This is a genomic window from Methylobacterium sp. Leaf91, assembly GCF_001422815.1.
Classification (GTDB): domain Bacteria; phylum Pseudomonadota; class Alphaproteobacteria; order Rhizobiales; family Beijerinckiaceae; genus Methylobacterium.
Genome location: NZ_LMMP01000008.1, coordinates 17591 through 40568, shown reverse-complemented (window position 1 = coordinate 40568; position 22978 = coordinate 17591). Strand labels below are relative to the sequence as shown.

The following is a 22978-nucleotide window of genomic DNA, read 5'->3' as shown; positions in this document are numbered from 1 at the left end:
TCAATTCAGATCATGTTTAAACCTGGGTATACGATTTTGCCCGTCAGATGACAGGTGGCCTTCATTTTTGGAGCCCGGACATGGACCTTGCAGCCCGACAACCGACGGTGCTCCTAGCCGAACCGGATTTTCTCATAGCGGAGGACCTCAGCGACGCTCTGATGGGGGCGGGCTACCGCGTGCTGGGGCCATTCGCGACGACGCCCGAGGCACTGGCCGCCATCGACCTGGCCAGTCCCGCCCTCGCGGTGGTGGACGTCAAGCTCAGGGACGGCTTCTGCACCGTATTGGGCCGCGAATTGCGCCAACGCAGAATTCCCATCCTCGTCCATTCGGGTTTCCAGCAGGACGAGCCTCGTGCCTCGGACTTCCAGAACCTGCCCTGGCTGACCAAACCGGCTCTGCCCAACGATATCATCGCGCTGCTGGACAGCCTCACCAAAGCGCCCCCACCGATGAGCGCCGAGGTCGTGACGCCTATTCGGAGGCTTCAACCGGTCGAGGGCCGGAGCAACCCCTTCATCCGCAAGCTGGAGGGGTTCGTGACGCTCTCCCAGGCCGACCGGGAGATCCTGGAACGGATCAGCGCCAATCCTCGCCCCATCGCGCCGCATACCGATTTCGTCCGGGCGGGCGACCCACCGGATGGCGTCCATCTCGTGATGAGTGGGATCGCCTGCCGCTACAAGCAGCGCTCCAGCGGCGCCCGCCAGATCACCGCCTATCTCGTGCCCGGCGACACCTGCGATCTCGATGTGGCGCTGATGAACCGCATGGACCACACCCTCGCCACGCTCTCCGCCTGCGAGGTGGTGCGGATCCCGGTCAATGTCGTGAAGGATCTCATGGAGCATCATCCGGCCATCGCGCGGGCCTTGCGCATGGCGAGCCTCGTGGATGAGGCGACCCTGCACGAGTGGCTGGTCAATGTCGGTCAGCGAACGGCGCTGGAGCGGATCGCCCATCTGTTCTGCGAACTGATCACCCGCTTTCAGGCCGCGGGTGTCGGAACCAACCAAAGCTGCGACCTGCCCGTCACACAGAACCAGCTCGCTGATACGACGGGAATGACCACCGTCCACGTCAACCGTTCGCTACAGGAGCTTCGACGGCGCGGGCTGATCGAGCTCAAGGGCCGGACCCTGAGGATCCTCGACTGGCCGCGCCTGAAGCGTCTCGCCGAATTCGATGCGGACTATCTGCATCTCGGCGAGCGGTCCGCCGCATAGGATTTCGGCGTCGGCGAAGCGCCGACGCAACGCGCCTCGACGGTCCGGTATCGGTCGACCCGCCTTCCGTCCGCAGACGCGGACGCCTTCCTCGCTGAGAGCAGGGTTCTCGCCGCGAAGCCCCCGGTCCGTAGACCGGGGGCGATATGGTGCACTCACGATCCTTCGCCGCCGGGCCTGCTTTGGCCCCGCTCGTGCCTGCCTGCGAGCCACGTCCGCCCTGATCATCGAAGATCATCCGGCCCATGTGCTCATGGGTTCCGGCCGGATAGCGGGTCCTCGGTTCCGTCGAGGCTCCCTCCTCGCAAGGGTTCGAGCCCGTGGACGCCCCAACGTGGACGACCCGACGCGGTGCAGGACGAGCCGGCGAGCCGGTTTTTCACCAGCGTGGGGAAAACAGAAGCGGGCTCGACCGTTGGGTATCTGCCCGAGTTCTCGCTAAGAGATCGGTCAGCCGCCACGGATAGGGCCACATGTACGACCCCGAATCTCACGCATTTCCCTCTCCGAAATTCGTACCCGTTTGCGCCATCGGCGCCTCGGCGGGCGGCATCGCGGCGCTGCAGGGCCTGTTCCGGCAACTCCCGCCGGATCTCGGCCTCGCCTACGTCGTCATTCTTCACCTCGCACCCGACCACCCGAGCATGCTCGCCGACATCCTGTCGGGCTGCACCCGGATGCCCGTCAACCAGATCCAGGACAGGCCGACCCTCAAGCCCAATTGCGTCTACGTGATCCCGCCCGACCGCGAACTCGTCATCGATGGCGACAGCGTCACGGCACGGGAGTTCAGCGAGCCGCGCGGCCGGCGATCGCCCATCGACATGTTCTTCCGCTCCGTCGCCGCCGCCCGTGGCGATGGCATCGCCATCATCCTGTCGGGCGCCGGCGCCGATGGATCGGTGGGTATCCAGGCCATCAGGGAGGGCGGGGGCGTCGTCATGGTGCAGGAGCCGGCGGAAGCCAGCTTCGCCTCCATGCCGCAGAACGCCATCTCCACGGGGACGGCCGATTTCGTCGCGCCGCTGGCCCGCCTGGCCGAGCGCGTGGTGGAGTTGGCCCATAGCAAGGAGGCCGTCCGCTCTCTCGACATGGACGCCAGCGCCAACGAGCTTCGGCGCATCGTGGCGTTCCTTCGCGCCCGCCTGGGCCACGATTTCTCAGGCTACAAGCGGGCCACCGTGATGCGGCGCGTGATCCGCCGCATGCAAGTCTGCCGCACGGATACGCTCGCGGACTATGCCAATCACCTTCTGGCCACTCCCGAGGAAGCTAAAGAACTCTTCACCGATCTTCTGATCTCGGTGACGCAGTTCTTCCGCGACCCGCAGGCTTTCGAGGCCTTGAGGCACCAGACGATCCGACCGCTCTTCGACGATCTCGGGCCCGAAAAGGGGGAGAACCTCCGCGCCTGGGTCGTGGGTTGTGCCACCGGAGAGGAGGCGTACAGCCTCGCGATCCTGCTGCATGAGGAGGCTGCGCGGCGGAAGCTCCATCCGCAGATCCAGATCTTCGCCACGGATCTGGATGATACCGCGCTCGGGATCGCGCGGGAGGGGCACTACCCGCGCTCGATCGAGGCCGACGTCTCCAATGAGCGCCTCACTCAGTTCTTCGTCGACGAAGGCTCGCATTACCGTGTGCGCAAGGAGCTGCGCGACAGCGTCATGTTCGCCACGCACAGCGTCATCAAGGAGCCGCCCTTCATGCGGCTCGATCTCATCACTTGCCGCAACCTCCTGATCTACCTCGAGCGCAGCCTGCAGCAGCAGCTCTGCGCGATCTTCCATTACGGCCTCAAGCCGGGACGCTACCTGTTCTTGGGGTCGGCCGAGACCGTGGACGCGGCAACGGACCAGTTCGCCCCCCTGGACCGGGAAGCGCGCATCTACAGCTCCCGGCCGAATGCGGCCCGCACGCTGCCGATCCTGCCGCAATTCGCCGTGCCCGAACGGCTCATGCCGATGAATCACGCTGCTCCCGCGCGCAACGAGAGTGGGGACAGGTCGGCCACGCTGCACCTGTCCGCTCTGGAACAGAGCGCGCCCGCGAGCGTGCTCGTCGACGACGTTCAGCACATCCTGCACCTCTCGGCGAATGCGGGGCGCTTCCTCCTCCACTCGGCCGGGCCGGTCTCCAACCAACTCCCCACGGTGGTGCGGCCTGAGCTGCGGCTCGATCTCAGGCTGGCGCTGACCCGCGCCCTCGACCAGAAAGAACCGACGCTCACCCATCCGACCGTGGTCGCGTTCGACAGCGAGCGGCGCAGGATCGCCATGCACGTCGTTCCCGTTCCCAGCGAGGCGCATATGGGGACGCGCGCGCTCGTGTTCTTCCTGGATGGTGGCCGCGTGCGCGGCGACGACACGTCAGAGGCCGCAACCGACACCCAGCCCGACGAGGTTCGCCGCCTTCATGCCGAGTTGAGGGCTGCCCAGGAAGCCCTGATCGCCAGCCGCAGCGGGCACGAAGCGTCGATCCAGGATCTTCGTGCCACCAACGAGGAGCTGCAATCGATCAACGAGGAGTATCGCTCGACGGCAGAGGAGCTCGAGACCTCGAAAGAGGAGCTCCAATCGATCAACGAGGAGCTTCACACCGTCAATGCCGAGATGAAGAGCAAGCTGGCCAGCATCTCGGTGGCGCATAGCGACTTGCAAAATCTCACCTACGCGACGGAAATCGGCACTTTGTTCCTCGATGCCAACCTGCGCATCAAGATGTTCACGCCACCGATCGCGGAACTCTTCAACATCACGAAAGCCGATATCGGCCGTACGATCACCGATTTCACGCACCGTCTGGAGTATGACGGGATCGAGGCGGACACCAGTCGGGTGCTGCAGGACCTCGTGCCGGTGGAGAACGAGGTCCGCAGCCGGGCCGGGCAATGGTTCATGATGCGGCTCAGACCCTACCGCACCGTGGAAGATCGCATCGACGGCACCGTCATGACCTTCGTCGACATTACCGCGCGTCGCAAAGCCGAGGCGGCACAGAGCCGCTCGGAGCAGCAGTTGCGGGCGCTCGTACAAGCCAGTTCGCAGGTGCTCTACCGGATGAGTCCGGCCTGGGACATGATGCACGAACTCTCCGGAGGAGGATTCCTGTCCGATACGGACGATCCCGACCAGAGTTGGGTCACCCGGTACATCCCGGAAGAAGATCAGGCGCAGGTCCGTGCCGAGATCGAGGCGGCCAACGCCGCGAAGCGTTCCTTCGACCTGGAGCACCGGGTCCGACGTCTCGACGGCACGGTGGGATGGACGCATTCGCGGGCCATCCCGGTCTTCGACGGCGATGGCAACATCATCGAATGGTTCGGCTCGGCGACGGATGTCACCACGCGCAAACGCGCCGAGGATGCCCTGCGTGAGAGCGAGGCCCGCCAGCGCGCGTTGATCGAGGGCGTCCCACAGCTGGTCTGGCGGGCGGTCGATGGCGGCCAATGGACCTGCGCCAGCCCGCAATGGGGCGCCTATACGGGGCAGTCCGAAGCGGACAGCCTCGGTCACGGCTGGATCGCCGCTCTCCACCCTGACGACCGTGATGAGACCCTCGCGCGCTGGGAGGAGGCGGAGCGTTTGGGCACGCTCGTGGTCAATTACCGGATCCGCAATGCGGCGGAGGACCGTTATTCCTGGTTCCAGACGCGCGCGACACCGGTCCATGACGAAAGGGGGAGGATCGTCGAGTGGCTCGGCACCTCCACCGATGTGGACGACCTGCGCACCTACCAGGAACGCCAGAAGGTCATGGTCGCCGAATTGCAGCACCGCACCCGGAACCTGCTCGGCGTGGTCCGGTCCATCGCTGGACAGACGCTGCGCTCCAGCGAGACGCTCGAGGATTTCGAGGTGGCCTTCACGAACCGGCTGTCCGCGCTCTCACGTGTACAAGGCGTTCTATCCCGCGCGGATAACGAGCCGATCACCATGGACGCGGTGCTCCGTGCGGAGCTCGACGCCCTCGGCGCCGCCAACATGCCCGAGCGCGTCCTATTGTCGGGTCCGAAGGTACGCCTGCGCAAGCGCACGGTGGAGATCTTCGCACTGGCCTTGCACGAACTCGCCACGAATGCCCGCAAATACGGGGCGCTCACCACCGAGGCGGGCCGCCTGGAGGTGACGTGGCGGACCTATGCGGGCGAGGAAGGCGAGCGCCTCGTGTTGGAGTGGCGGGAGACCGGGCTCGAACATGTGCTGGAGGAAGAGGGTCCGATCGCGAAGGCCGGCGGCTACGGCCGCGAATTGATCGAGCGGGCATTGCCCTACGTCATGCAGGCACGCACCACCTACGACCTCTCCTCGACGGACCTGCACTGCACCATCGATTTGCCACTCATCGATCCTGCCCAGGCACAAGATCTGGGGTGACGATGGAATCGAGCCCCTGGGCAAGCCGCGTGATCCTCGTGGTCGAGGACGAGTATGCCCGGGTCGATGCGTTGCGCCGTGACTGCGAGGGAGCCGGCTTACCGGCACGCTTCGCGGATGTGGTCAGGGTCGAAGTGCCGGTCGAGCTTGAGAAGATCGCCGAAGCGCTCATCCGCTGAAACATTCGGCATGGGCGCCGGATGAAAGACCGTCGGGCTCCGTCGCCGGGGCAGGGGCCTCGCTGCTATCCATCGATATGCGCCGCGAGCTCATCGGCGGTCCCCATCGGGAAGGCCTCCTTCAGGTGGCTGAGGAAGGCGGAGACACGTGCGCTCAGCAACCGCCGCGATGGGTAGAGCGTCCAGAGGGCGATCTCCGGCCGGTCGAGATCGCCCCAGAGAACCATCCTGCCGGCCGCCAGATCGCGGCTGACGAGCGAGATCGGCAGGCGTCCGGCGCCGAGCCCGGCGCGGACCGCATCGCGGACCATCATGAGCGATGACAGGCCGAGCACCGGATCGACGGTGACGCTGGACTTACCGCCGGGCGATCGCATGTCCCAGGTCAGCGGACCTCCGATCGGTCCGCGGATGACACCGGGCACGGTTGCCCCTTCTCCCGGCCGGTCCAGGCCCGGGCTCGCCACGACCACCAGCCGGTCCCGCAAAAAGATACGGCCGACCAGAGTCTCGTCAGGCTCCGGGTTGACCCGAATTGCCAGGTCGTAGCCCTCCTCCACCATATCGACGGCCCGGTCCTCCGTGGTGATCTCCAGACGGATGTCGGGATATTTCAACGCGAAATCGACCGCGAGCCTGCCCATCGCGGTCTGTGAGAACAGCACGGGCGCGCTGATGCGCAAGCGTCCGCGTGGCCTGTCTCCGCCCGTGGCGATGGCCGACGCCGCTTCGTCGAGTTCGGTGAGCAGCACCCGCGTCCGCTCGTGAAGGGCGCGGCCTTCCTCCGTCAGCTTCAGGCTGCGCGCGCCCCGTTCGAACAGGCGCAGGGCGAGGCTGGCCTCCAGCTCCCCGACCCGGCGGGACAGGGTCGCCTTCGGGCGTCCAGAGGCGCGGGCAGCCCGGCCGAACCCCCCGTGCCGGGCGACGAGGTTGAAATCGGCGAGGGCGAGGAGGTCCATACGTTCCACCTGTGAGACGGACCGTCCTAACAGACAGTCTATCGAACCACGAGTGGGCCCCTCATTCTCCGGGTGTCGTTTGAAACAACCTTGGAGTGACCCCCATGACCATCCTCGTCACCGGCGCGACCGGCACCGTCGGCCGCCACGTCATCAACCACCTCGTCCAGCGTGGCGCCGATGTCCGCGCACTCGTCCGCGACCCCGTAAAAGCGGAGCTTCCTGCGGGCGTGACCGTGGTCCAGGGCGACCTGCTCGATGTCGACACCTTGCGGAACGCCCTGTCGGGAATCTCCACCCTGTTCCTGCTGAACGCTGTGGTGCCGGACGAATTCACCCAGGCCCTGATCGCCCTCAACCTCGCCCGCGAGGCCGGGATCGAGCGGATCGTCTACCTGTCGGTGATCCATAGCGACCTCTACGTGAACGTGCCGCATTTCGCGGGCAAGTTCGGCGTCGAGCGGATGATCGAGGGAATGGGCTTCAACGCCACGATCCTGCGCCCGGCCTACTTCATGAACAACGATGCCCTGATCAAGGACGTCGTGCTCGGCTACGGCGTCTACCCGATGCCGATCGGGGCCAAGGGCCTCGCGATGATCGATGCGGCCGATATCGGCGAGATCGCCGCCCTCGAACTCATCCGCCGCGAGCGGTCCAGCACACCGCTCCCCTTCGACCGGATCAATCTCGTCGGTCCCGAGACGCTCACCGGCGCGGACGTCGCCGCCATCTGGTCCGAAATCCTGGGCCGCCCGGTCGCGTATGGCGGTGACGACACCGGCGCCTTCGAGCAGAACCTGCGGCAGCAGCACGCGCCGAGCTGGATGGCCTTCGACATGCGCCTGATGTGCGAACGCTTTCTCGACATCGGGATGCGGCCGGAGACCGGCGACATCGATCGCCTCACCAAACGTCTGGGTCGTCCGTTGCGGTCCTATCGCGATTTTGCCGCCAGGATCGCGGCGTCCGCCTGACACCATTTGGGACACCGGCCGTCAGGCTCCAGGAGTTCGGTGGGGAATAACGAACTCCTGAGGCCGGATGGCCACGCGCAACATCAAGAATCCGCTTTGTGCTCGGATCGTCTATCGATCGCGCCCCCTGATCAACCGGCGCGGTGCCGACAGGCGCGCTCCAAAAATAAGAGAGCGCACGGATAGCCTGAGCAGAATCAATCTCCCGATCACGGCTCGCATGGAATGAATGCGGTAAAAGCGCCATAAATATAGCTCCTTATCCTTTTGACAGATTTAGATTTATAGATGAATCTGGGCCTATCGATGATCCGTCAGGTGTATCATCTATCCCATGAGGCTGGCTTTATCGCGTCATGATCTCGATTCATTGACGCGAATGCGTCACCTCGCCCGCGGAAACGCTTCTCTCATCATGAATGTTGCTGTCCGGCCGCATCTCGTCGATCGGCCACGATCCGTGAGCCTTCCCGCTTCCCGCCAAGGGCTCCACCCCAGGATCGTCGAGGAGGATCCTCCCTTCCTTGTAGTCGAAGGCGTGTCGCTCGGGTTCGGTGGGACCGTGGCGCTCGATGCCGTGGATCTGTCGGTCGGGGAGGGGGAGATCCATGCGGTCATCGGCCCGAACGGAGCCGGTAAATCCTCCCTGATCAACGCGATCAGCGGGCTTTACGCGCCGGATTCCGGAGCGATCCGGATCGGCGACGACCGCTTTTCCCGCGTGCCGACGCGGCACCTCGCCCGCCTCGGTGTGGCCCGCACCTTCCAGAACCTGGCGCTGTTCCGGGGTCTCACCGTCCTCGATACGGTGACGATCGGGCTGGTCGACAGCCAGTCCGCCGGGCTTGGTGCGCAGGTCCTCGGACTTCCCCATGCGCGTCGCGAAGCGCGCGAGCACCGGGAGCGGGCCGATGCCGTCATCGCCGCGCTCGACCTCGCCGACATACGCGACCGGCTCGTTGGCACGCTCCCCTATGGTGTGCAGAAGCGGGTCGAGCTCGCCCGCGCCCTGGTAGCCAAGCCGCGCCTCCTGCTGCTCGACGAGCCCATGGCCGGCATGACGGCCACCGAGAAACAGCGGATGAGCGGTGATATTCGCGCCGCGCGGGACTCCACCGGCACCACCATCGTACTGATCGAGCACGATGTCGGCGTGGTGATGAGCCTGTCGGATCGCGTCACCGTCCTCGATCACGGGCGGCGCATCGCCTCCGGGACGCCGGCCGAGGTCCAGGCCGATCCCGCCGTCATCGCCGCCTATCTCGGCCTCGCCTTCGAGGCCGGCGCATGAATCCCGATCTCGCCTTCTTCGTCGAGGTGCTGGTCGGCGGTCTGCTGTCCGGGGTCATGTATGCGCTGGTCGCGATCGGCTTCGTGTTGATCTACAAGACCTCCGGCGTGCTCAACTTCGCGCAAGGCGCGATGCTGCTGTTCGCGGCACTGACCTTCGTCAGCCTTACGGAACGGGGCGTGCCCTTCATCGGCGCCTTTGCCGCGACCCTGGCGGTCATGGCCCTCCTCGGGCTCGCCATCGAACGCGCCGTCCTGCGGCCCCTGGTCAACCAGCCGCCGATCACTCTCTTCATGGCGACGCTCGGCGTCGCCTACGTCATCGAGGGAGCCGCCCAGCTCGCCTGGGGCACGCAGGTACACGGGCTAGATCTCGGCATCGACGATACGCCGATCGACCTCGCCGGCATCCTCGTCAGCCGCTTCGACCTGTTCGCCGCAGCCGTCGCCGGGCTGATGGTAGCCGTGCTGAGCCTGTTCTTTCGCTACACCCGCACCGGCCTCGCCTTCCGTGCGGTGGCGGACGATCCGCTGGCGGCTCTGAACACCGGCCTGCGCCTGCCCCGGATCTGGGCCGCGGTCTGGATCGCGTCGGGCATCGTCGCCCTGGTGGCTGGACTACTCTGGGGAGCGCGCCTCGGCGTGCAATTCTCGCTCTCCCTGGTGGTGCTGAAGGCCCTGCCGGTCCTCGTGCTCGGCGGTTTCGATTCGATCCTCGGCGCCATCGTCGCCGGCCTCATCGTCGGCGCGGTGGAGAAGCTGTCGGAAGTCTATCTCGGGCCGGTCATCGGCAGCGGCATTGAGGGCTGGATCGCTTATGTCGCGGCTTTGGGCTTCCTGCTGCTGAAGCCCTCGGGGCTGTTCGGCATGCGCAGCGTCGAGCGGGTCTGAGCGCCATGGCCGCCACCTCTACTCCGCTGGACAAGTCCCTGCCGTGCCTATCCGCCAAGGGCATCGGCGTCGTTCTTCTTCTGACGATCGCCTATGGGATCGTTCCGCTCGTCGGCAGCAGCTACCTCTACGAGGCGATCCTGACGCCGTTCCTGGCCCTGTCGCTGGCGGCCCTCGGACTCAACCTGCTCACCGGCTATGCCGGCCAGCTCTCGCTCGGGTCCTCTGCCTTCATGGCGGTGGGGGCCTATGCCGCCTTCAACCTGTCGCTGCGATTGCCCTTCCTGCCGCTGCCGGCGACCATCGTGCTGGCCGGGCTCGTCGCCGCACTGGCGGGGCTGGTGGCCGGTTTGCCCGCCCTGCGGCTGCGCGGCTTCTACCTCGCCGTCTCGACGCTGGCGGTGCAGTTCTTCGTGGCCTGGGTGCTGAACCGCTTCAGCTGGCTCTCCAACGACAGCCCATCCGGAATCATCAGCGCGCCACCGCTCGTCGTCGCCGGCCTGTCCTTCGAGGATGCCCGTGGCCGCTACCTGTTCTCGCTCACCGTGGTGACGCTGCTGACGGTCCTGGCCTGGCGCCTGGTTACCTCGCCCACCGGACGCAACTTCGTCGCCGTGCGTGACAACGAGACCGCCGCCCGCGTCATCGGCGTGAAGGTGGCGCGCACCAAGCTCCTCGCTTTCGGGCTGTCCTCCTTCATCATCGGCGTAGCGGGTGTGCTCTGGGCCTTCGCCTACCTGCGCACGGTGGAGCCGGCAGGGTTCAACCTCGACCGCTCCTTCCAGATCCTGTTCATCGTCATCATCGGCGGCCTCGGCACCCTGCGCGGCGCCTTCCTGGGCGCGGGGCTCATCGTCGTCCTGCCGTTGCTGTTGTCACGGTTCGGCGCAGCCTTACTCGGCGACGGGTTCGATTCCGGCACGCTGGAGATGTGTCAGCGCATCGTCCTCGGAATCCTGATCGTCGCCTTCCTGATCCGCGAACCCGCCGGGCTCAGTGCGCTCCTCGACCGCGCCGTGCGCCGCCTACGCCCCTCGGCCTGACCGTTCAAACTCCTGAGACCAGCGAACTAAGGGACTTCCCATGCCCGCATTCAGAACCGCCCTGCGTTCCGTGCTCGTCGCCGGGACCGCCCTCGTCGCGCTCACCGGTTCGGCCGGCGCCGACGAACAGCACTTCCCCCTGCAGAGTTACCGGGTGGGGCCCTATGCGGCCGGCGGCACCGGGTTCTTCGGTGGCTTCATCGATTACCTGAACCTGATCAACACCCGCGACGGCGGCGTGAACGGGGTCAAGCTGACCTGGAGCGAGGGCGAGACCCAGTACGAGGTCGAGCGCGGCGTCGAGGTCTATGAGCGGCTCAAATCCCGTCCCGGCATCGCAGCCTGGAACCCGCTCTCTGTGGGAATCGCCTATGCGATGGTCGACCGGATCACCAAGGACAAGGTGCCGCTGATCACGATCAATCACGGCCGCACCGATTCCACCGATGGCCGGGTCTTCCCCTACGTCTTCCCGCTCCTCCTCAACCCCTACAGCGAGACATCCGGCATCGTCGAATATCTCGGGAGCCGCGAGGGTGAACTCGACAGGCTCAAGGGCAAGACCATCGCGGTGCTCTATCATGGCTCGCCGTACGGCAAGGAGACGATCCCGATCTATGAGCTCCTCGCCAAGAAGCACGGCTTCAAGGTCGAGCAGATCGAGGTGCCGCATCCCGGCAACGAGCAGCAATCGCAATGGCTGACCATCCGCCGCCTCAAGCCGGATTACGTGGTCCTGCGCGGTTGGGGCGTGATGAACCCGGTGGCGTTGAAGACCGCCCAGAAGACGGGCTTTCCCGCCAACCGCATCGTCGGCAACGTCTGGTCCAACTCGGAGGAGGACGTGATCCCGGCAGGAGAGGCCGCCAAGGGCTACGTCGCCATCACCACGCAGGCGTCGGGCGCCGAATATCCAGTGCTGAAGGACATCATCAAGACCGTCTACGACGGCAATACCGGCAATCTCGCCGACAAGAAGCGCATCGGTAGCGTCTACCACAACCTCGGCATCGTGAACGGCATCCTCAACGTCGAGGCGGTGCGGGCGGCGCAAGCGAAGTTCGGCAAGCGGACGCTCACCGGAGACGAGGTCCGCTGGGGCTTCGAGCACCTGCGTCTCGACGAAGCCCGGGTCGCGGCTTTGGGCGCCAAGGGCCTGTTCCATTCCATCAACGTCACCTGCGCCAATCACGAAGGCGATGGCCGCGTCACCTTCCAGCAATGGGACGGGGCGAAATGGAAGGTGGTCTCCGACTGGATCGCCCCCGACTGGGCGACCCTGCGCCCGATCATCGAGGCCTCGTCGGCGACCTACGCCAAGGAGCACGGCATCACGCCGCGCAACTGTGCCGCCGAGGAGAATGCGACCCACGCCGCGGCGGCCACTCCGTGACCGGCACGCCGCTGCTACGCGTCGAGGCGCTGGAGGCCCGCTATGGCGGCGCCGTCCGCGCCCTCTCGGGAGTCGACCTCGCCGTCGCGGCGGGCGAGATCGTCGCCCTCGTGGGCTCCAACGGCGCCGGCAAGACCACCGTCCTCAAGGCGGTCTCGAACCTCCTGCCGGCCGAGCGCGGGCAGGTGACGGCGGGCCGCATCGTCTATGACGGACAGGACGTGTCCCGGACACCCACCGACGCCCTGGTGCGGGCGGGCCTCGTCGGGGTGCTCGAAGGCCGCCACTGCTTCCGTGGGCTCAGCGTAGAGGAGAACCTCGTCACCGGTGGGCTCGGGCGCGGCTCGAACCGATCCGCCATTCGGTCCGACCTCGCGCGGATCTACGCAATCTTCCCGCGCCTGCTGCAGAAGCGCCGGATTCTGGCCGGGCTGATCTCCGGCGGCGAACAACAGATGGTGGCGATCGGGCGTGCCCTGATGGGTCGTCCGCGCCTGCTCGTCCTCGACGAACCCTCCATGGGCCTCGCTCCGCAGGTGGTGGCCGAGATCTTTCGCACCCTCGAGCGCCTCAACCGCGACGAGGGACTGACGATCCTGGTCGCCGAGCAGAACGTCACCGTCGCGCTGCGCCATGCGGACCGGGCGGTCGTGCTGGAGAATGGACACAGCGTCCTCACCGGCACCGCCGCCGAACTTCGTGGGCGCGACGACATCAAGACGTTCTATCTCGGCCTCGGGACGGCGCCCACCCACGTGCCGGCCTGAACGGTGTCGTTCCAAGAACGGGACCCTGCGCCTGGGGCAGGGCGCCGTCACGAGGCCGACGACAACGCTTTCACCCGCGGTATCACCTCGGTGCCGAGCAATGAGATGGATCGCTGCATGGCATCCGGCTCCTGCATCGCCGAACTCATCTGGAAGGTCAGACGGGATATGCCACCGAGCGCGGCGCTGGCCGTCACCACCTTCGCCGCAACCGTGTCCGGCGCTCCGATCAGGTAGGCGCCGTAGGGGCCGCACATGGCTTCGAATTGCTCACGCTGGTTCGTGTTCGGCCATCCCCGCTCCGCCCCGATCTTCCCGAACAGCTGAGCCCAGCCGGGATAGAACGCCTCCTGAGCGGCCCCGTCGGTATCGGCGACGAAACCGACGGCATGCACCCCGACCTTGAGGCTCTCCGGTGCATGGCCCGCCTGGCGGCCGGCTTCGCGGTAAAGGTCGACCAGGGGGCGAAAGCGTTGGAAGCTACCGCCGATGATGGCGACCATCAGCGGCAGGCCGAGGGTGCCGGCGCGCGCGAAGGAGGCCGGTGTTCCACCCACACCGATCCAGATCGGAAGCGTCTCCTGGTGCGGACGCGGATAGACGCCTTGGCCGGTGAGCGGCGGGCGGAACCGGCCGCGCCAGGTGACATGGGTCCGCTCGCGCAGCGTCAGAAGCAGGTCGAGCTTCTCCGCGAAGAGGGCGTCGTAATCCTCGGCGGCGAACCCGAAGAGCGGGTAGGCCTCGCCGAAGGAGCCGCGCCCGACCACAATCTCCGCCCGGCCCTTGGCGATCAGGTCGAGGGTAGCGAACTCCTGAAAGACGCGGACCGGGTCGGCCGCGCTCAACACCGTGACGGCGCTTGTCAATCGGATCCGGCTCGTGCGTGCCGCCGCGGCCGCGAGGATGACGGCCGGAGCCGCATCGAGGAATTCGGCGCGGTGGTGCTCACCGATACCGAAGACGTCGAGCCCGGCCCGGTCGGCCACCTCCACTTCCGCGAGCAGACGCGCCATGCGCTCGGCCGCCGGAAGGGACCGGCCCGTTTCCGGATCGGGAAGGGTGACGGCGAAGCTGTCGATGCCGAGTTCCATGGCGGACGGTCTCTCTGGTGCGATCAGATGGAAGAAGCGTGCAGATCGATGAGGCGAGAATGGGAGCGCGGCCCCTTTGCGATGGCGCCGCATCCGTTCGCGTCGGCCGCGGCCATCCCGGGCAACGGCCCCTTACTCAGCGACGGCGCCCCAGGACCGAGAGGATCTGGTCTCGGCGCAGCCAGGCCAGGGTTCCGGTGAGGGCAAGCAGCACGGCAGCCGGGGCCACTGGCGTGGGTAGAACGACCAGATGGGCGATGATGGCGCCGACCATGGTGCAGGCCAGCCAGAGGGCGGCAAAGGCCGCGTAGCCGGGGATCAGGAGGGCGACGGCGCCTGCGACTTCCACGAGGCCGGTAACGACGCGGAACCATTGGCCGACGCCGATGAGGTCATAGACCTGCACCATCATCGGCACCCCGGCGAGTTTGGCGCCGCCCGCCGCCAGGAACACGAGAGCGAGCAGGATCTGCAACGACCATGTCGCGATGTTGAGCTTGCGCGACGGAGCGGACGGGGCCGTGAGGGTCTGTGACATGAGGAACATCCAGTTCGATGCCGCCGAACTCTGGACTGGCTCGGCTGTGCGCTAAGCCGTAGGCCCCTTCCATCCCCCATCGAAGCCTATATCTTTCGATGCATACCATCACCTGGACAGATGGATGCTCGACCAACTCACCCTCGATCAACTCCGGACTTTCGTCGCCGCGGTAGATACCGGCAGCTTCTCCGCAGCCGCACGCAAGCTCGGGCGGGCGCAGTCGCTGGTCAGCCAGTCTCTGGCAAACCTGGAGACGCAATCCGGCATCAAGCTCTTCGACCGCTCGAACCGTTATCCGGTCCTGACTGAGGCGGGCCGCGTGCTGCTCGCCCATGCACGCGCGACGGTAGCGGCCGCCGAGACGTTCAAGGCCCAGGCCCGGGACCTTGCCGGCGGCCTGGAGGCGGAAGTCAGCATCGTGCTGGACGTCCTGTTCCCGTTCCAAGTGCTCACGCAAGCGGTGGCCGCGTTCCAGCCGACCTTTCCCTCCACGCCCCTGCGCATCCAGGTCGAGACCCTGGGGGCGGTGATCGCGCCGGTCCTCGACGGGCGCTGCGCTTTCGCGGTCGCGGGCGCCACGCCCCTGCTGCCGCCCGAGCTTGCGCGCGAGCCGTTGCGCCAGATCGAACTGGTCATGGTCGCCTCGCCCGCCCATCCCCTCGCGCGCAGGACGGGGACCATCCCGACCGCCGACTTGGCCGAGCATGTCCAACTCGTCCTGACCGACCGCAGCGAGCTGACGAAGGGGCGCGAGTTCGGCGTGTTCTCGCCAAGGACCTGGCGGCTGGCCGATCTCGGAGCCAAGCATGCTTTCCTGCGCTCGGGGCTCGGATGGGGCGGGATGCCCCTGGAGGTCGTGGCGGATGACCTCGCCGTCGGACACCTCGTGCGCCTCGACATCGCTGCGTTGCCGAAGGGTGGCCTCTTCCTGCCGATGTGGGCCGTATACCCGATGGAACGGCCTCCGGGACCGGCCGGGCGCTGGCTCATTGCCCAATTGCGTTGCGCCGACACGGGCTAGTGACGCCAACCATGATGAGCGACGAACGCCTCTGCGCCGACAGAGTGGTCGAGGTCAGAATCAAAGAAAAAAAGTGGTCGTTCCATCCGACAGGGCCGGACGGATTTGGACAACGCTTGGCAGCGCCTGCACTTGGCACCCTTCACGGAGCGAGTTCGCGTCGTACGTTCGTGTCGATCACTTTAATCCAGCACCATCGGTGCTTTTTGAATGCATGTCACAGGACTGTTATGAGCGCGACCTACTGGCAGGATCGTTGATCCCCCGGGTCCTGAGGCCATCATGTCCGACGCCGTTGCTGCTCCGACCGGACTGCCGCAGGGCGCCAAGGCGCCCGCCACGGGGCCAAAGCTCGACCACGGCATTCATCCGGGCGGCGTCATCGCCTTCCTGCTCGTCCTGGTCGCCGGACTGGGCTACGCGCTCTACAGCCTCGTGACCGACATGAACGCGGTGGGGCAGTCGCCTCTCGCCATCGGCGCCTTCGTGCTGCTCGGACTGGCTCTGCTCATCGCTCTGGCCTTCGAGTTCGTGAACGGGTTCCACGACACCGCCAATGCCGTGGCCACCGTGATCTATACTCACTCGATGCCGCCGCTCGTCGCGGTCATCTGGTCGGGCGCCTTCAACTTCCTCGGTGTGATGCTGTCTTCCGGCGCCGTGGCCTATGCCATCGTCACCCTGCTGCCGGTGGAACTGATCCTGCAGGTCGGGTCGTCGGCCGGTTACGCCATGATCTTCGCGCTGCTCATCGCCGCGATCCTCTGGAACCTGGGCACCTGGGCTTTCGGCCTGCCGAACTCGTCGTCCCATGCCCTGATCGGATCGGTCATCGGCGTCGGCCTCGCCAACCAGTTGATGGCCCCCGAGGGACAGGCAACCTCGGGCGTCGACTGGGCGCAGGCCCTGGGCGTGTTCAAGGCGCTGCTGTTCAGCCCCGTCATCGGGTTCGTCGCCGCCGCCCTGCTGCTGCTGGCCCTCAAATTCACCGTGCGGCGCAAGGATCTCTACGAGGCCCCCAAGGGCGAAACCCCACCGCCTTTGTGGATTCGCAGCCTTCTGATCCTGACCTGCACGCTCGTGTCGTTCTTCCATGGCGGCAATGACGGCCAGAAGGGCATGGGCCTGATCATGCTCATCCTCATCGGCGCCGCCCCCACCGCCTACGCCCTCAACCGCACGATGGCGGACGACACCACCCCGGCCTTCATCCAGACCTCCCAGAACGCCAGCACGGTATTCGCCAGCCATGCCGGGAACGCGCCGAAGCCTGACGCCGCCGAGGCCCGCAAGCAGGTCTCGGAAGCTCTCAAGTCCAAGGACCTGAACCAGCCTGCCGTGTACGGGGCCCTCGCCGCGCTCTCCACCGACATCGCCGATAACGTGAAGGCCTACGGCGCCATCAAGCAGGTGCCGGCTGCGGCGACCTCGAACCTGCGCAACGACATGTATCTCGCCGCCGACGCGATCCGGCTCCTGCCGAAGAACGGCGCGACATTCTCGGAAGCCGAGGCCGGTACCCTGAAGGCCTATACCGGCCTCCTCAACGATGGGACACGCTACATCCCGACTTGGGTCAAGGTCTGCGTCGCACTGGCTCTCGGCCTCGGCACGATGGTCGGCTGGAAGCGCATCGTCGTCACCGTGGGCGAGAGAATCGGGAAGACCCATCTCACCTACGCGCAGGGCGCTTCCGCCGAGATGGTCGCCGCCGGCACCATCGGTCTCGCCGAACTCTACGGTCTGCCAGTCTCGACCACGCACATCCTGTCGAGCGGCGTCGCCGGCACCATGGCCGCCAACGGTTCGGGCCTGCAGATGTCGACCGTACGCAACATGGCGCTGGCCTGGGTCCTGACCCTGCCGGCCGCCATCACCCTGGCGGGCGTCCTCTTCTTCATCCTACGGCACGTGTTCTAGCGGCACCTCGACGTCGCCGGCCGGGGACCCGATGCTGGACGATCGCAGCGTCCCGCGGTAGGCGTCCACGGCCGAAGCAGGGTTGCTTCACGAAACGGGACTGGCCCCTTGAGCGAACGAACAGGGGCGGGAGCGCTGACGATCTACCTCGACGTGGACGGCGTCGTCACGACGGTGGACTTTCAACGGCAAGCCGGGAAGGACAGGCTCAACCCGACCCAGGTCGCCCTCGTTGCCGCCCTGGTACGGGAGTTCGACGCGAAGGTGGTCGTGTCGTCCACATGGCGCGTCGACGATTGCCGCCCGACACTGGTGGAAGCCGGCCTATCCGAGGACTGCTTTCACCCGGACTGGCGGACGGCCATCCTGCCGACGAGCAGGAATGCCGAAACGGGCGCGATGCTTCCCGCCGAGCAAGCCGGGCGCGGCGATGAGATCACCGAACACGCGAGCCGGAACCACATCACGCACTACCTCGTCCTCGACGACGTAGAGGTCGGCCCGGCCCATGCGGGTCGGCACGTTCGTCCCGTTGCAGAGCTTGGACTAAGCGAGGCGGAGGGGATCCTGGCCCGCGACCTGCTGGCGGGTATGGTGGCTCCTCGAGGAATGATGGGTCAGATTGGCTCATTCCCACGCACCGCCGATTTACTTCCCCACAGGGATTGAACTTTTCGAAAGCACCGGTCATTCCATGACAGTGGAGTGACACCCGCGTCACGCTGCCCCCGACATCGACAGGGTCTCCTGGATCTTTGCCGGACCTGCCCGTCCGGCCCCGCCTCGACGCCGCCCCCGTGCGGCTGCTGAGAGCGCGTCGCGTCGGATTGTCGTTCGGCAGGAAGGAGTGGCTGCGATGTTCGGGTTCAGAACTCACGGAAGGACGTCCAGTCCTTCGCTCGCGGTCCTGGGCATTGCCGAACGGTCGGCCGCGGAAGCCTATGCCGCGCTCATCGCCACAGGCTGGTCGGAGATCGGATTCGGGTACCATGGTACCGTCCATGCGCATCCGGACCATCCGGACGTCGTCGTGCGCTTCGCACGCAAGGCCGATGGGTTCGGCGATTATGCGGCCCTGCTTCGCAAGGGGTTCGCAGGCTCCGATGGCCCGCACGCGCCGCGTATCCACGACCTGCAGGTCAGCCGCTGCGGCGCGCTGATGACCGTGGGCTCACGGCTCACGAATCCGGCGCGGGATGCCTGGTGGCTGGCCTATGCCCATGCCGTCATCGCGGACCATCCGGGCGTCGCGATGGACGAGGGCGTCCGAGACCGGTTCAAGGTGGAATGGCCGGCCCACGAGCCACGGATCGATCACGCGAGCTTCGACGGGATCCGCGAAGACTTCAGGGCCGCGTGGCCCGGATACGAAGCCTATGTCGCGTCCTTGCGTGCGGTATCGCCGCAAGGCCTCGATCCGAACATCGGCAACGTCCTGGTGGGCGCCGATGGCAGTCCCGTGGTGAACGATCCGCTCTGTGATGACGGACACGGCCTGTGGCGCTCGCCTCTCGCGCGCTTGCTCACGCGCTACGCGGATGTCCTGCACCGCCTGGCCAACGAAGCACGGGCCAGGTTGAGCAAAACTCTCGTGCCTGCCTGATCGTCGGGCGTCGCTATCTTGCGGCAGAGGTTCAGAAAGCCGGCATCGAGGGCGATGACGCGTTACCGGTGCGCGCCGTCTATTCGATCGTCATCTGAAACCCATCAGAACTATGCGTTTCCCTCAGGCCTAGACGAAAGGCATCTTTCCTGAGCGTCTGACGGCCATCCGATGCCTTCGGCGCCGAACGTCTCTGGAAAGGTAGCACGCCTCATGACTAAGTCGGGATCGGCTGCCTCCCTCCGGCGTAGAGGCGGCCCTATGCTTCCGATCCTCGTCCGGCTGGCCTGGGTGAGCCTTGCCGGCGGTGGCTGCGTGACCATGGAGGCCCGGCGCGAGGCCGTGGTACCGTCACCGAACGCGGCGTTCACCGCCATGTATGGTGCGCGTCCCGACGAACGCTTCCCCCTTCCGGCGACCGAAATCGGCAGCATCGATCCCCGCTACTTTCGCCAGGAGGTCGCGTATCCGCGCGCCGAAACGCCGGGTACGCTGGTCGTCGATCCGGGTAACAAGTTTCTCTATCTCGTACGCGAGAACGGCCGAGCCCTGCGTTATGGTGTCGGCGTCGGCAGGGCCGGTCTGGCCTGGAGCGGGTCGGCGCGGGTGGGACGCAAGGCCGAGTGGCCACGCTGGACCCCGACGGCGGACATGATCGCACGGGAACCCGACCGCAACGGGCCGTGGCGCAACGGCATGGCCGGGGGTCCCGGCAACCCGCTAGGACCGCGCGCGCTCTACCTGTTCGAAGGTCCGCGCGATACGCTCTACCGCATCCACGGCACCACAGAACCGCAATCCATCGGCACCGATGTCTCCTCCGGCTGTATCCGGATGTTCAACCAAGACATCATCGATCTCTACGGCCGCGTTCCGGTCGAGACGCGGGTTGTCGTGCTTCCGGCGGACGAGCATGTCGAGACATTTGAAGGCCCCGTCGCCCGGTCTGCATCTTCCTCGGTGGGTGGCTGAGGGCATCGCACCGGCGGGCGGTCTGCGCGAGGCAGGTCTCGAAGCTGGCGCGCCTGCGAACATGGGAGACGGCGGAGCGATGCGACACCCGGATCTGGAACTCGACCTGCTGCGGGCCTTCGTGGCGGTGGCCGAGACGGGGAGTTTCACGGCCGCCGCCGACGTCGTGCATCGCTCGCAATCGGCGGTGAGCCAGAAAGTCCTGCGCCTTGAGGAGATCCTGGGCCGGCGGGTCTTCGACCGGACCAGCCGCATGCTTGGACTGACGCCGGACGGCGAGCGCCTGCTCGTGGCGGCCCGCCAGATGCTGGAGTTCAACGACCGGTTCCTGCGCGGATGGCGGGAGCCGCCGGCGAGCGGCACCCTGCGGCTCGGTGTGTCGGAGGACTTCATCCCCGGTCAGTTGCCGAAGCTCCTCGCCCGGTTCGGCCGCCTCTATCCCGACGTCCATATCGCGCTGATGACGGGGTTGAGCTGCAACCTCCTCGAAGCCTACGACGCGGACCGGGTCGATGCGGTCATCGTCAAGCGCAGTGGTGCGAACGGGCGGGGGCGCGTGATCTGGCGCGAGCCCCTCGTCTGGCTCGCCTCCGCCGATTATCAGCTCGATTTTACGAAGCCCGCGCGCCTGGTGATGCTGGCGGCCCCCTGCAGCTATCGCGAGCAGATGATCGCGGCCCTCGATTCCGTGCGGCGCGACTGGGTCGCCGCGTGCACGGCGAGCAGCCTGATGGGCGTCCAGGCAGCGGTGGCGGGCGGGCTCGGGGTGACGTTGCTCGGGCGCTCCTTCGTGCAGGAGGGCATACAGATCCTGCGGGCGCCCGAGCTCTGGCCGGCCCTGCCCATGACCGAGGTCAGCGTACTCGGCGAAGACCGGGCACCCGACCTCGTGGAGCCACTGATCACCTTCCTCAGCCAGAGCCTCGCCGGCCATGACGGGCTCACCATCGCGGCCTGAGCGTCGGCGGACGATCAGCACGTCTGGGGCGTTGCGCACCATGATGGGGTCCGGCGGGGCCGGTACAGAAGCAGGGATAAGCAGATCATGTCCGAGCACGTCCATCTGATCGCCCGCCTTGTGGCCCGCGAAGGACAGGAGGCAGCGCTAGTTCAGGCCATGGCGGCGCTGGTGCCCGCCGTGCTCGCGGAACCCGGCTGTCTCGCCTATGTGGCTCACGAAAGTCGTGAGCGGCCCGGCACGATCGTGATGTACGAGGTCTGGGAAAGTCAGGCCGCCCTCGACATCCATGCCGATGGCGCGAATTTCCGAACGCTCGCCGCCCGCTTCGACGAACTCCTGAGCGAGCCGCTCGCGATCGAAATCCTGAACAGGATCGCCTGATCGTCGAACTTCACAGCGCTCGCCGGACGTTCGGACCCCTTTCGGCCTCGACATTCCACCAACCGCGAGCGGTGCTCAAGCCTCCGGGGCGTTGCAGGCCATGAAGGTCTCGGGCGCCCCGTCGGCGGGATCGACGAAGATGATATCGGTGGGCGCGCGGCGCGGCGTGTCGATCGAGAGGAAGATCATCGGCCCCTGCGTGATCGTCGGCAGGGCGTGAACGGTGCCGCGCTCGAAGGACAGGAGTTCGCCAGGGCCGAGTGGGCTGGCCCAGACGCGAACAACATCGCCGCACCGGCGCCCGCCAACACGCTACGCCTGTCCGGGGCCGATGCCCCGCTCATGCCCAGCCCTCCAGGACGATCTTGCCCTTGGCCCGCCCGCTCTCGATCAGCGCATGCGCACGCCGAAGGTTGACGGCCGAGATCGGGCCGAAGCTCTCGGCGAAGGTGGTTTTCAGCGTGCCCGCATCCACGAGGCGCGCAACCTCGTCGAGGAGCCGCCCCTGTGCTTCCATGTCGGCGGTCTCGAACATCGAGCGCGTGAACATGAACTCCCAGTGGGTCGACACGCTCTTGCGCTTGAAGGGTACCACGTTGAGGCTCTCCGGATCGTCGATCAGCGCGAAGCGACCCTGCGGCGCGATCAGTTCGGCGATCTCGGCCACGTGCTGATCGGTGTTGGTGGTCGAGAACACGAAGCCCGGTGCGCCCAATCCCAGCGCCGCGATCTCGGCAGCGATCGATTGGGTGTGATCGATGATGTGATGGGCACCGAGCTCGCGGCTCCAGGCGGCGGTCTCGGGCCGCGAGGCGGTGGTGATGACGGTCAGATCCGTGAGCTGGCGGGCGAGCTGCGTCGCGATGGATCCGACGCCGCCCGCCCCGCCGATGATGAGGATCGACCGGGCGGCACCCGGCACCGGCTTGCCGACGTCGAGCCGGTCGAACAAAGCTTCCCAGGCGGTGATCGCGGTCAGCGGCATCGCTGCGGCCTCGGCCGCCGAGAGCGAAGCGGGCTTGTGGCCGACGATGCGTTCATCGACGCAGTGGAGCTCGGCATTCGTCCCGGGCCGCCCCAGCGCTCCGGCGTAGAACACGGTATCCCCGGTTCGAAACAGTCGGGCCTCTTCGCCGACCGCCTCGACGATTCCGACCGCGTCGTAGCCGAGGATGTGCGGCTGGCCCTCGGCCGGGGTGACGCGGGCGCGGACCTTTGCGTCGACGGGGTTCACCGAGACGGCCTGCACCCGGACGAGCAGATCGCGCAGACCGGGCGTCGGGGCTGGCAGGTCGAGATCGACCAGAGACACTTCGTTCTCGATCGGCAGGGATGTGTGAAAACCGACGGCCTTCATTAGAGTGCTCCTCGTTTGGTGGGGAAG

Annotated in this window: 20 protein-coding genes and 1 pseudogene; 16 read left to right on the top strand and 5 right to left on the bottom strand. The window is 66.5% G+C overall.

The annotated features are described in order from the left end of the window. Positions 1-80 precede the first annotated feature (80 nt). The 3 genes from ASF32_RS08485 (at position 81) to ASF32_RS25215 (ending at position 5784) form a co-directional block, all read left to right on the top strand. Positions 81-1229: a helix-turn-helix domain-containing protein gene (locus ASF32_RS08485; RefSeq protein WP_056426356.1), complete on the top strand. Its 1149-nt coding sequence runs from the start codon at positions 81-83 to the stop codon at positions 1227-1229. A 473-nt stretch (positions 1230-1702) separates the two neighbouring features. Next, entirely contained in the window at positions 1703-5605 is a 3903-nt protein-coding gene (locus tag ASF32_RS08480; protein ID WP_056426353.1) for a chemotaxis protein CheB, read from the top strand. A gap of 2 nt (positions 5606-5607) precedes the next feature. Beyond that, positions 5608-5784 carry a hypothetical protein gene (locus ASF32_RS25215; protein WP_156467732.1) on the top strand — a complete coding sequence of 59 codons (177 nt, stop codon included), beginning with the start codon at positions 5608-5610 and terminating at the stop codon, positions 5782-5784. A 65-nt stretch (positions 5785-5849) separates the two neighbouring features. Here ASF32_RS25215 and ASF32_RS08475 read toward each other — a convergent pair whose 3' ends face one another. After that, complete coding sequence (locus ASF32_RS08475; protein ID WP_056426351.1) at positions 5850-6743, bottom strand: LysR family transcriptional regulator; 894 nt, start codon at positions 6741-6743, stop codon at positions 5850-5852. Between the two features lie 104 nt (positions 6744-6847). On the opposite strand from ASF32_RS08475, the gene ASF32_RS08470 reads away from it, so the two are divergent. The 6 genes from ASF32_RS08470 (at position 6848) to ASF32_RS08445 (ending at position 13104) form a co-directional block, all read left to right on the top strand. After that, the gene (locus tag ASF32_RS08470) at positions 6848-7720 is read left to right on the top strand and encodes an NmrA/HSCARG family protein (RefSeq protein ID WP_056426348.1); all 873 of its coding nucleotides are present in this window, start codon (positions 6848-6850) and stop codon (positions 7718-7720) included. Between the two features lie 499 nt (positions 7721-8219). After that, positions 8220-9011, top strand: a complete 792-nt coding sequence (locus ASF32_RS08465) for an ABC transporter ATP-binding protein (RefSeq protein WP_056453293.1) — start codon at positions 8220-8222, stop codon at positions 9009-9011. Further along, complete coding sequence (locus tag ASF32_RS08460; protein ID WP_056426341.1) at positions 9008-9901, top strand: branched-chain amino acid ABC transporter permease; 894 nt, start codon at positions 9008-9010, stop codon at positions 9899-9901. The genes ASF32_RS08465 and ASF32_RS08460 overlap by 4 nt, the downstream gene beginning before the upstream one ends. A gap of 5 nt (positions 9902-9906) precedes the next feature. Continuing rightward, on the top strand, positions 9907-10944 hold the full coding sequence (locus ASF32_RS08455) for a branched-chain amino acid ABC transporter permease (protein ID WP_082490390.1): 1038 nt from the start codon (positions 9907-9909) through the stop codon (positions 10942-10944). Between the two features lie 40 nt (positions 10945-10984). Continuing rightward, a complete protein-coding gene (locus tag ASF32_RS08450; RefSeq protein ID WP_056426335.1) occupies positions 10985-12337 on the top strand; it encodes an ABC transporter substrate-binding protein in 1353 nt (450 codons plus the stop codon). Next, a complete protein-coding gene (locus tag ASF32_RS08445; protein WP_056426332.1) occupies positions 12334-13104 on the top strand; it encodes an ABC transporter ATP-binding protein in 771 nt (256 codons plus the stop codon). Before ASF32_RS08450 ends, ASF32_RS08445 begins: the two co-directional genes overlap by 4 nt. A gap of 47 nt (positions 13105-13151) precedes the next feature. Here the strand turns inward: ASF32_RS08445 and ASF32_RS08440 are convergent, their stop codons facing one another. Together ASF32_RS08440 and ASF32_RS08435 are read right to left on the bottom strand one after the other, a co-directional pair. Further along, a complete protein-coding gene (locus ASF32_RS08440; protein ID WP_056426329.1) occupies positions 13152-14195 on the bottom strand; it encodes an LLM class flavin-dependent oxidoreductase in 1044 nt (347 codons plus the stop codon). A 136-nt stretch (positions 14196-14331) separates the two neighbouring features. After that, on the bottom strand, positions 14332-14733 hold the full coding sequence (locus ASF32_RS08435; RefSeq protein WP_056426681.1) for a DoxX family protein: 402 nt from the start codon (positions 14731-14733) through the stop codon (positions 14332-14334). 124 nt (positions 14734-14857) lie between these two features. On the opposite strand from ASF32_RS08435, the gene ASF32_RS08430 reads away from it, so the two are divergent. From ASF32_RS08430 to ASF32_RS08400, 7 genes are all read left to right on the top strand, one after another. Next, positions 14858-15757, top strand: coding sequence for a LysR family transcriptional regulator (locus tag ASF32_RS08430; protein WP_056426326.1), 900 nt, complete (start codon positions 14858-14860; stop codon positions 15755-15757). Positions 15758-16039: 282 nt separating this feature from the next. Further along, entirely contained in the window at positions 16040-17677 is a 1638-nt protein-coding gene (locus ASF32_RS08425; RefSeq protein ID WP_056426323.1) for an inorganic phosphate transporter, read from the top strand. A gap of 108 nt (positions 17678-17785) precedes the next feature. Next, complete coding sequence (locus tag ASF32_RS08420) at positions 17786-18346, top strand: HAD domain-containing protein (protein WP_056426320.1); 561 nt, start codon at positions 17786-17788, stop codon at positions 18344-18346. A gap of 187 nt (positions 18347-18533) precedes the next feature. Further along, entirely contained in the window at positions 18534-19280 is a 747-nt protein-coding gene (locus ASF32_RS08415) for a hypothetical protein (protein ID WP_056426317.1), read from the top strand. A gap of 321 nt (positions 19281-19601) precedes the next feature. Next, positions 19602-20252, top strand: a complete 651-nt coding sequence (locus ASF32_RS08410) for a L,D-transpeptidase (protein ID WP_244483615.1) — start codon at positions 19602-19604, stop codon at positions 20250-20252. 79 nt (positions 20253-20331) lie between these two features. Continuing rightward, positions 20332-21210, top strand: a complete 879-nt coding sequence (locus ASF32_RS08405; RefSeq protein WP_056426677.1) for a LysR substrate-binding domain-containing protein — start codon at positions 20332-20334, stop codon at positions 21208-21210. Between the two features lie 87 nt (positions 21211-21297). Further along, on the top strand, positions 21298-21594 hold the full coding sequence (locus ASF32_RS08400) for a putative quinol monooxygenase (RefSeq protein WP_056426310.1): 297 nt from the start codon (positions 21298-21300) through the stop codon (positions 21592-21594). A 75-nt stretch (positions 21595-21669) separates the two neighbouring features. On the opposite strand, the pseudogene ASF32_RS08395 reads toward ASF32_RS08400, so the two are convergent. Together ASF32_RS08395 and ASF32_RS08390 are read right to left on the bottom strand one after the other, a co-directional pair. Further along, positions 21670-21852: pseudogene (locus ASF32_RS08395) on the bottom strand (cupin domain-containing protein); the annotation flags it as partial. Positions 21853-21934: 82 nt separating this feature from the next. Further along, on the bottom strand, positions 21935-22951 hold the full coding sequence (locus ASF32_RS08390) for a zinc-binding alcohol dehydrogenase family protein (protein WP_056426308.1): 1017 nt from the start codon (positions 22949-22951) through the stop codon (positions 21935-21937). Positions 22952-22978 lie beyond the last annotated feature (27 nt).

Excerpts from the sequence above, each read along its gene's own strand:
- ASF32_RS08400 (WP_056426310.1), top strand. The coding sequence starts at position 21,298 with ATGTCCGAGCACGTCCATCTGATCGCCCGCCTTGTGGCCCGCGAAGGA.
- ASF32_RS08480 (WP_056426353.1), top strand. The coding sequence starts at position 1,703 with ATGTACGACCCCGAATCTCACGCATTTCCCTCTCCGAAATTCGTACCC.
- ASF32_RS08415 (WP_056426317.1), top strand. The coding sequence starts at position 18,534 with ATGTTCGGGTTCAGAACTCACGGAAGGACGTCCAGTCCTTCGCTCGCG.
- ASF32_RS08470 (WP_056426348.1), top strand. The coding sequence starts at position 6,848 with ATGACCATCCTCGTCACCGGCGCGACCGGCACCGTCGGCCGCCACGTC.
- ASF32_RS08440 (WP_056426329.1), bottom strand. The coding sequence starts at position 14,195 with ATGGAACTCGGCATCGACAGCTTCGCCGTCACCCTTCCCGATCCGGAA.
- ASF32_RS08435 (WP_056426681.1), bottom strand. The coding sequence starts at position 14,733 with ATGTCACAGACCCTCACGGCCCCGTCCGCTCCGTCGCGCAAGCTCAAC.
- ASF32_RS08455 (WP_082490390.1), top strand. The coding sequence starts at position 9,907 with ATGGCCGCCACCTCTACTCCGCTGGACAAGTCCCTGCCGTGCCTATCC.
- ASF32_RS08425 (WP_056426323.1), top strand. The coding sequence starts at position 16,040 with ATGTCCGACGCCGTTGCTGCTCCGACCGGACTGCCGCAGGGCGCCAAG.
- ASF32_RS08405 (WP_056426677.1), top strand. The coding sequence starts at position 20,332 with ATGCGACACCCGGATCTGGAACTCGACCTGCTGCGGGCCTTCGTGGCG.
- ASF32_RS08485 (WP_056426356.1), top strand. The coding sequence starts at position 81 with ATGGACCTTGCAGCCCGACAACCGACGGTGCTCCTAGCCGAACCGGAT.
- ASF32_RS08390 (WP_056426308.1), bottom strand. The coding sequence starts at position 22,951 with ATGAAGGCCGTCGGTTTTCACACATCCCTGCCGATCGAGAACGAAGTG.
- ASF32_RS08410 (WP_244483615.1), top strand. The coding sequence starts at position 19,602 with ATGGAGGCCCGGCGCGAGGCCGTGGTACCGTCACCGAACGCGGCGTTC.
- ASF32_RS08430 (WP_056426326.1), top strand. The coding sequence starts at position 14,858 with ATGCTCGACCAACTCACCCTCGATCAACTCCGGACTTTCGTCGCCGCG.
- ASF32_RS08475 (WP_056426351.1), bottom strand. The coding sequence starts at position 6,743 with ATGGACCTCCTCGCCCTCGCCGATTTCAACCTCGTCGCCCGGCACGGG.
- ASF32_RS08460 (WP_056426341.1), top strand. The coding sequence starts at position 9,008 with ATGAATCCCGATCTCGCCTTCTTCGTCGAGGTGCTGGTCGGCGGTCTG.
- ASF32_RS25215 (WP_156467732.1), top strand. The coding sequence starts at position 5,608 with ATGGAATCGAGCCCCTGGGCAAGCCGCGTGATCCTCGTGGTCGAGGAC.
- ASF32_RS08450 (WP_056426335.1), top strand. The coding sequence starts at position 10,985 with ATGCCCGCATTCAGAACCGCCCTGCGTTCCGTGCTCGTCGCCGGGACC.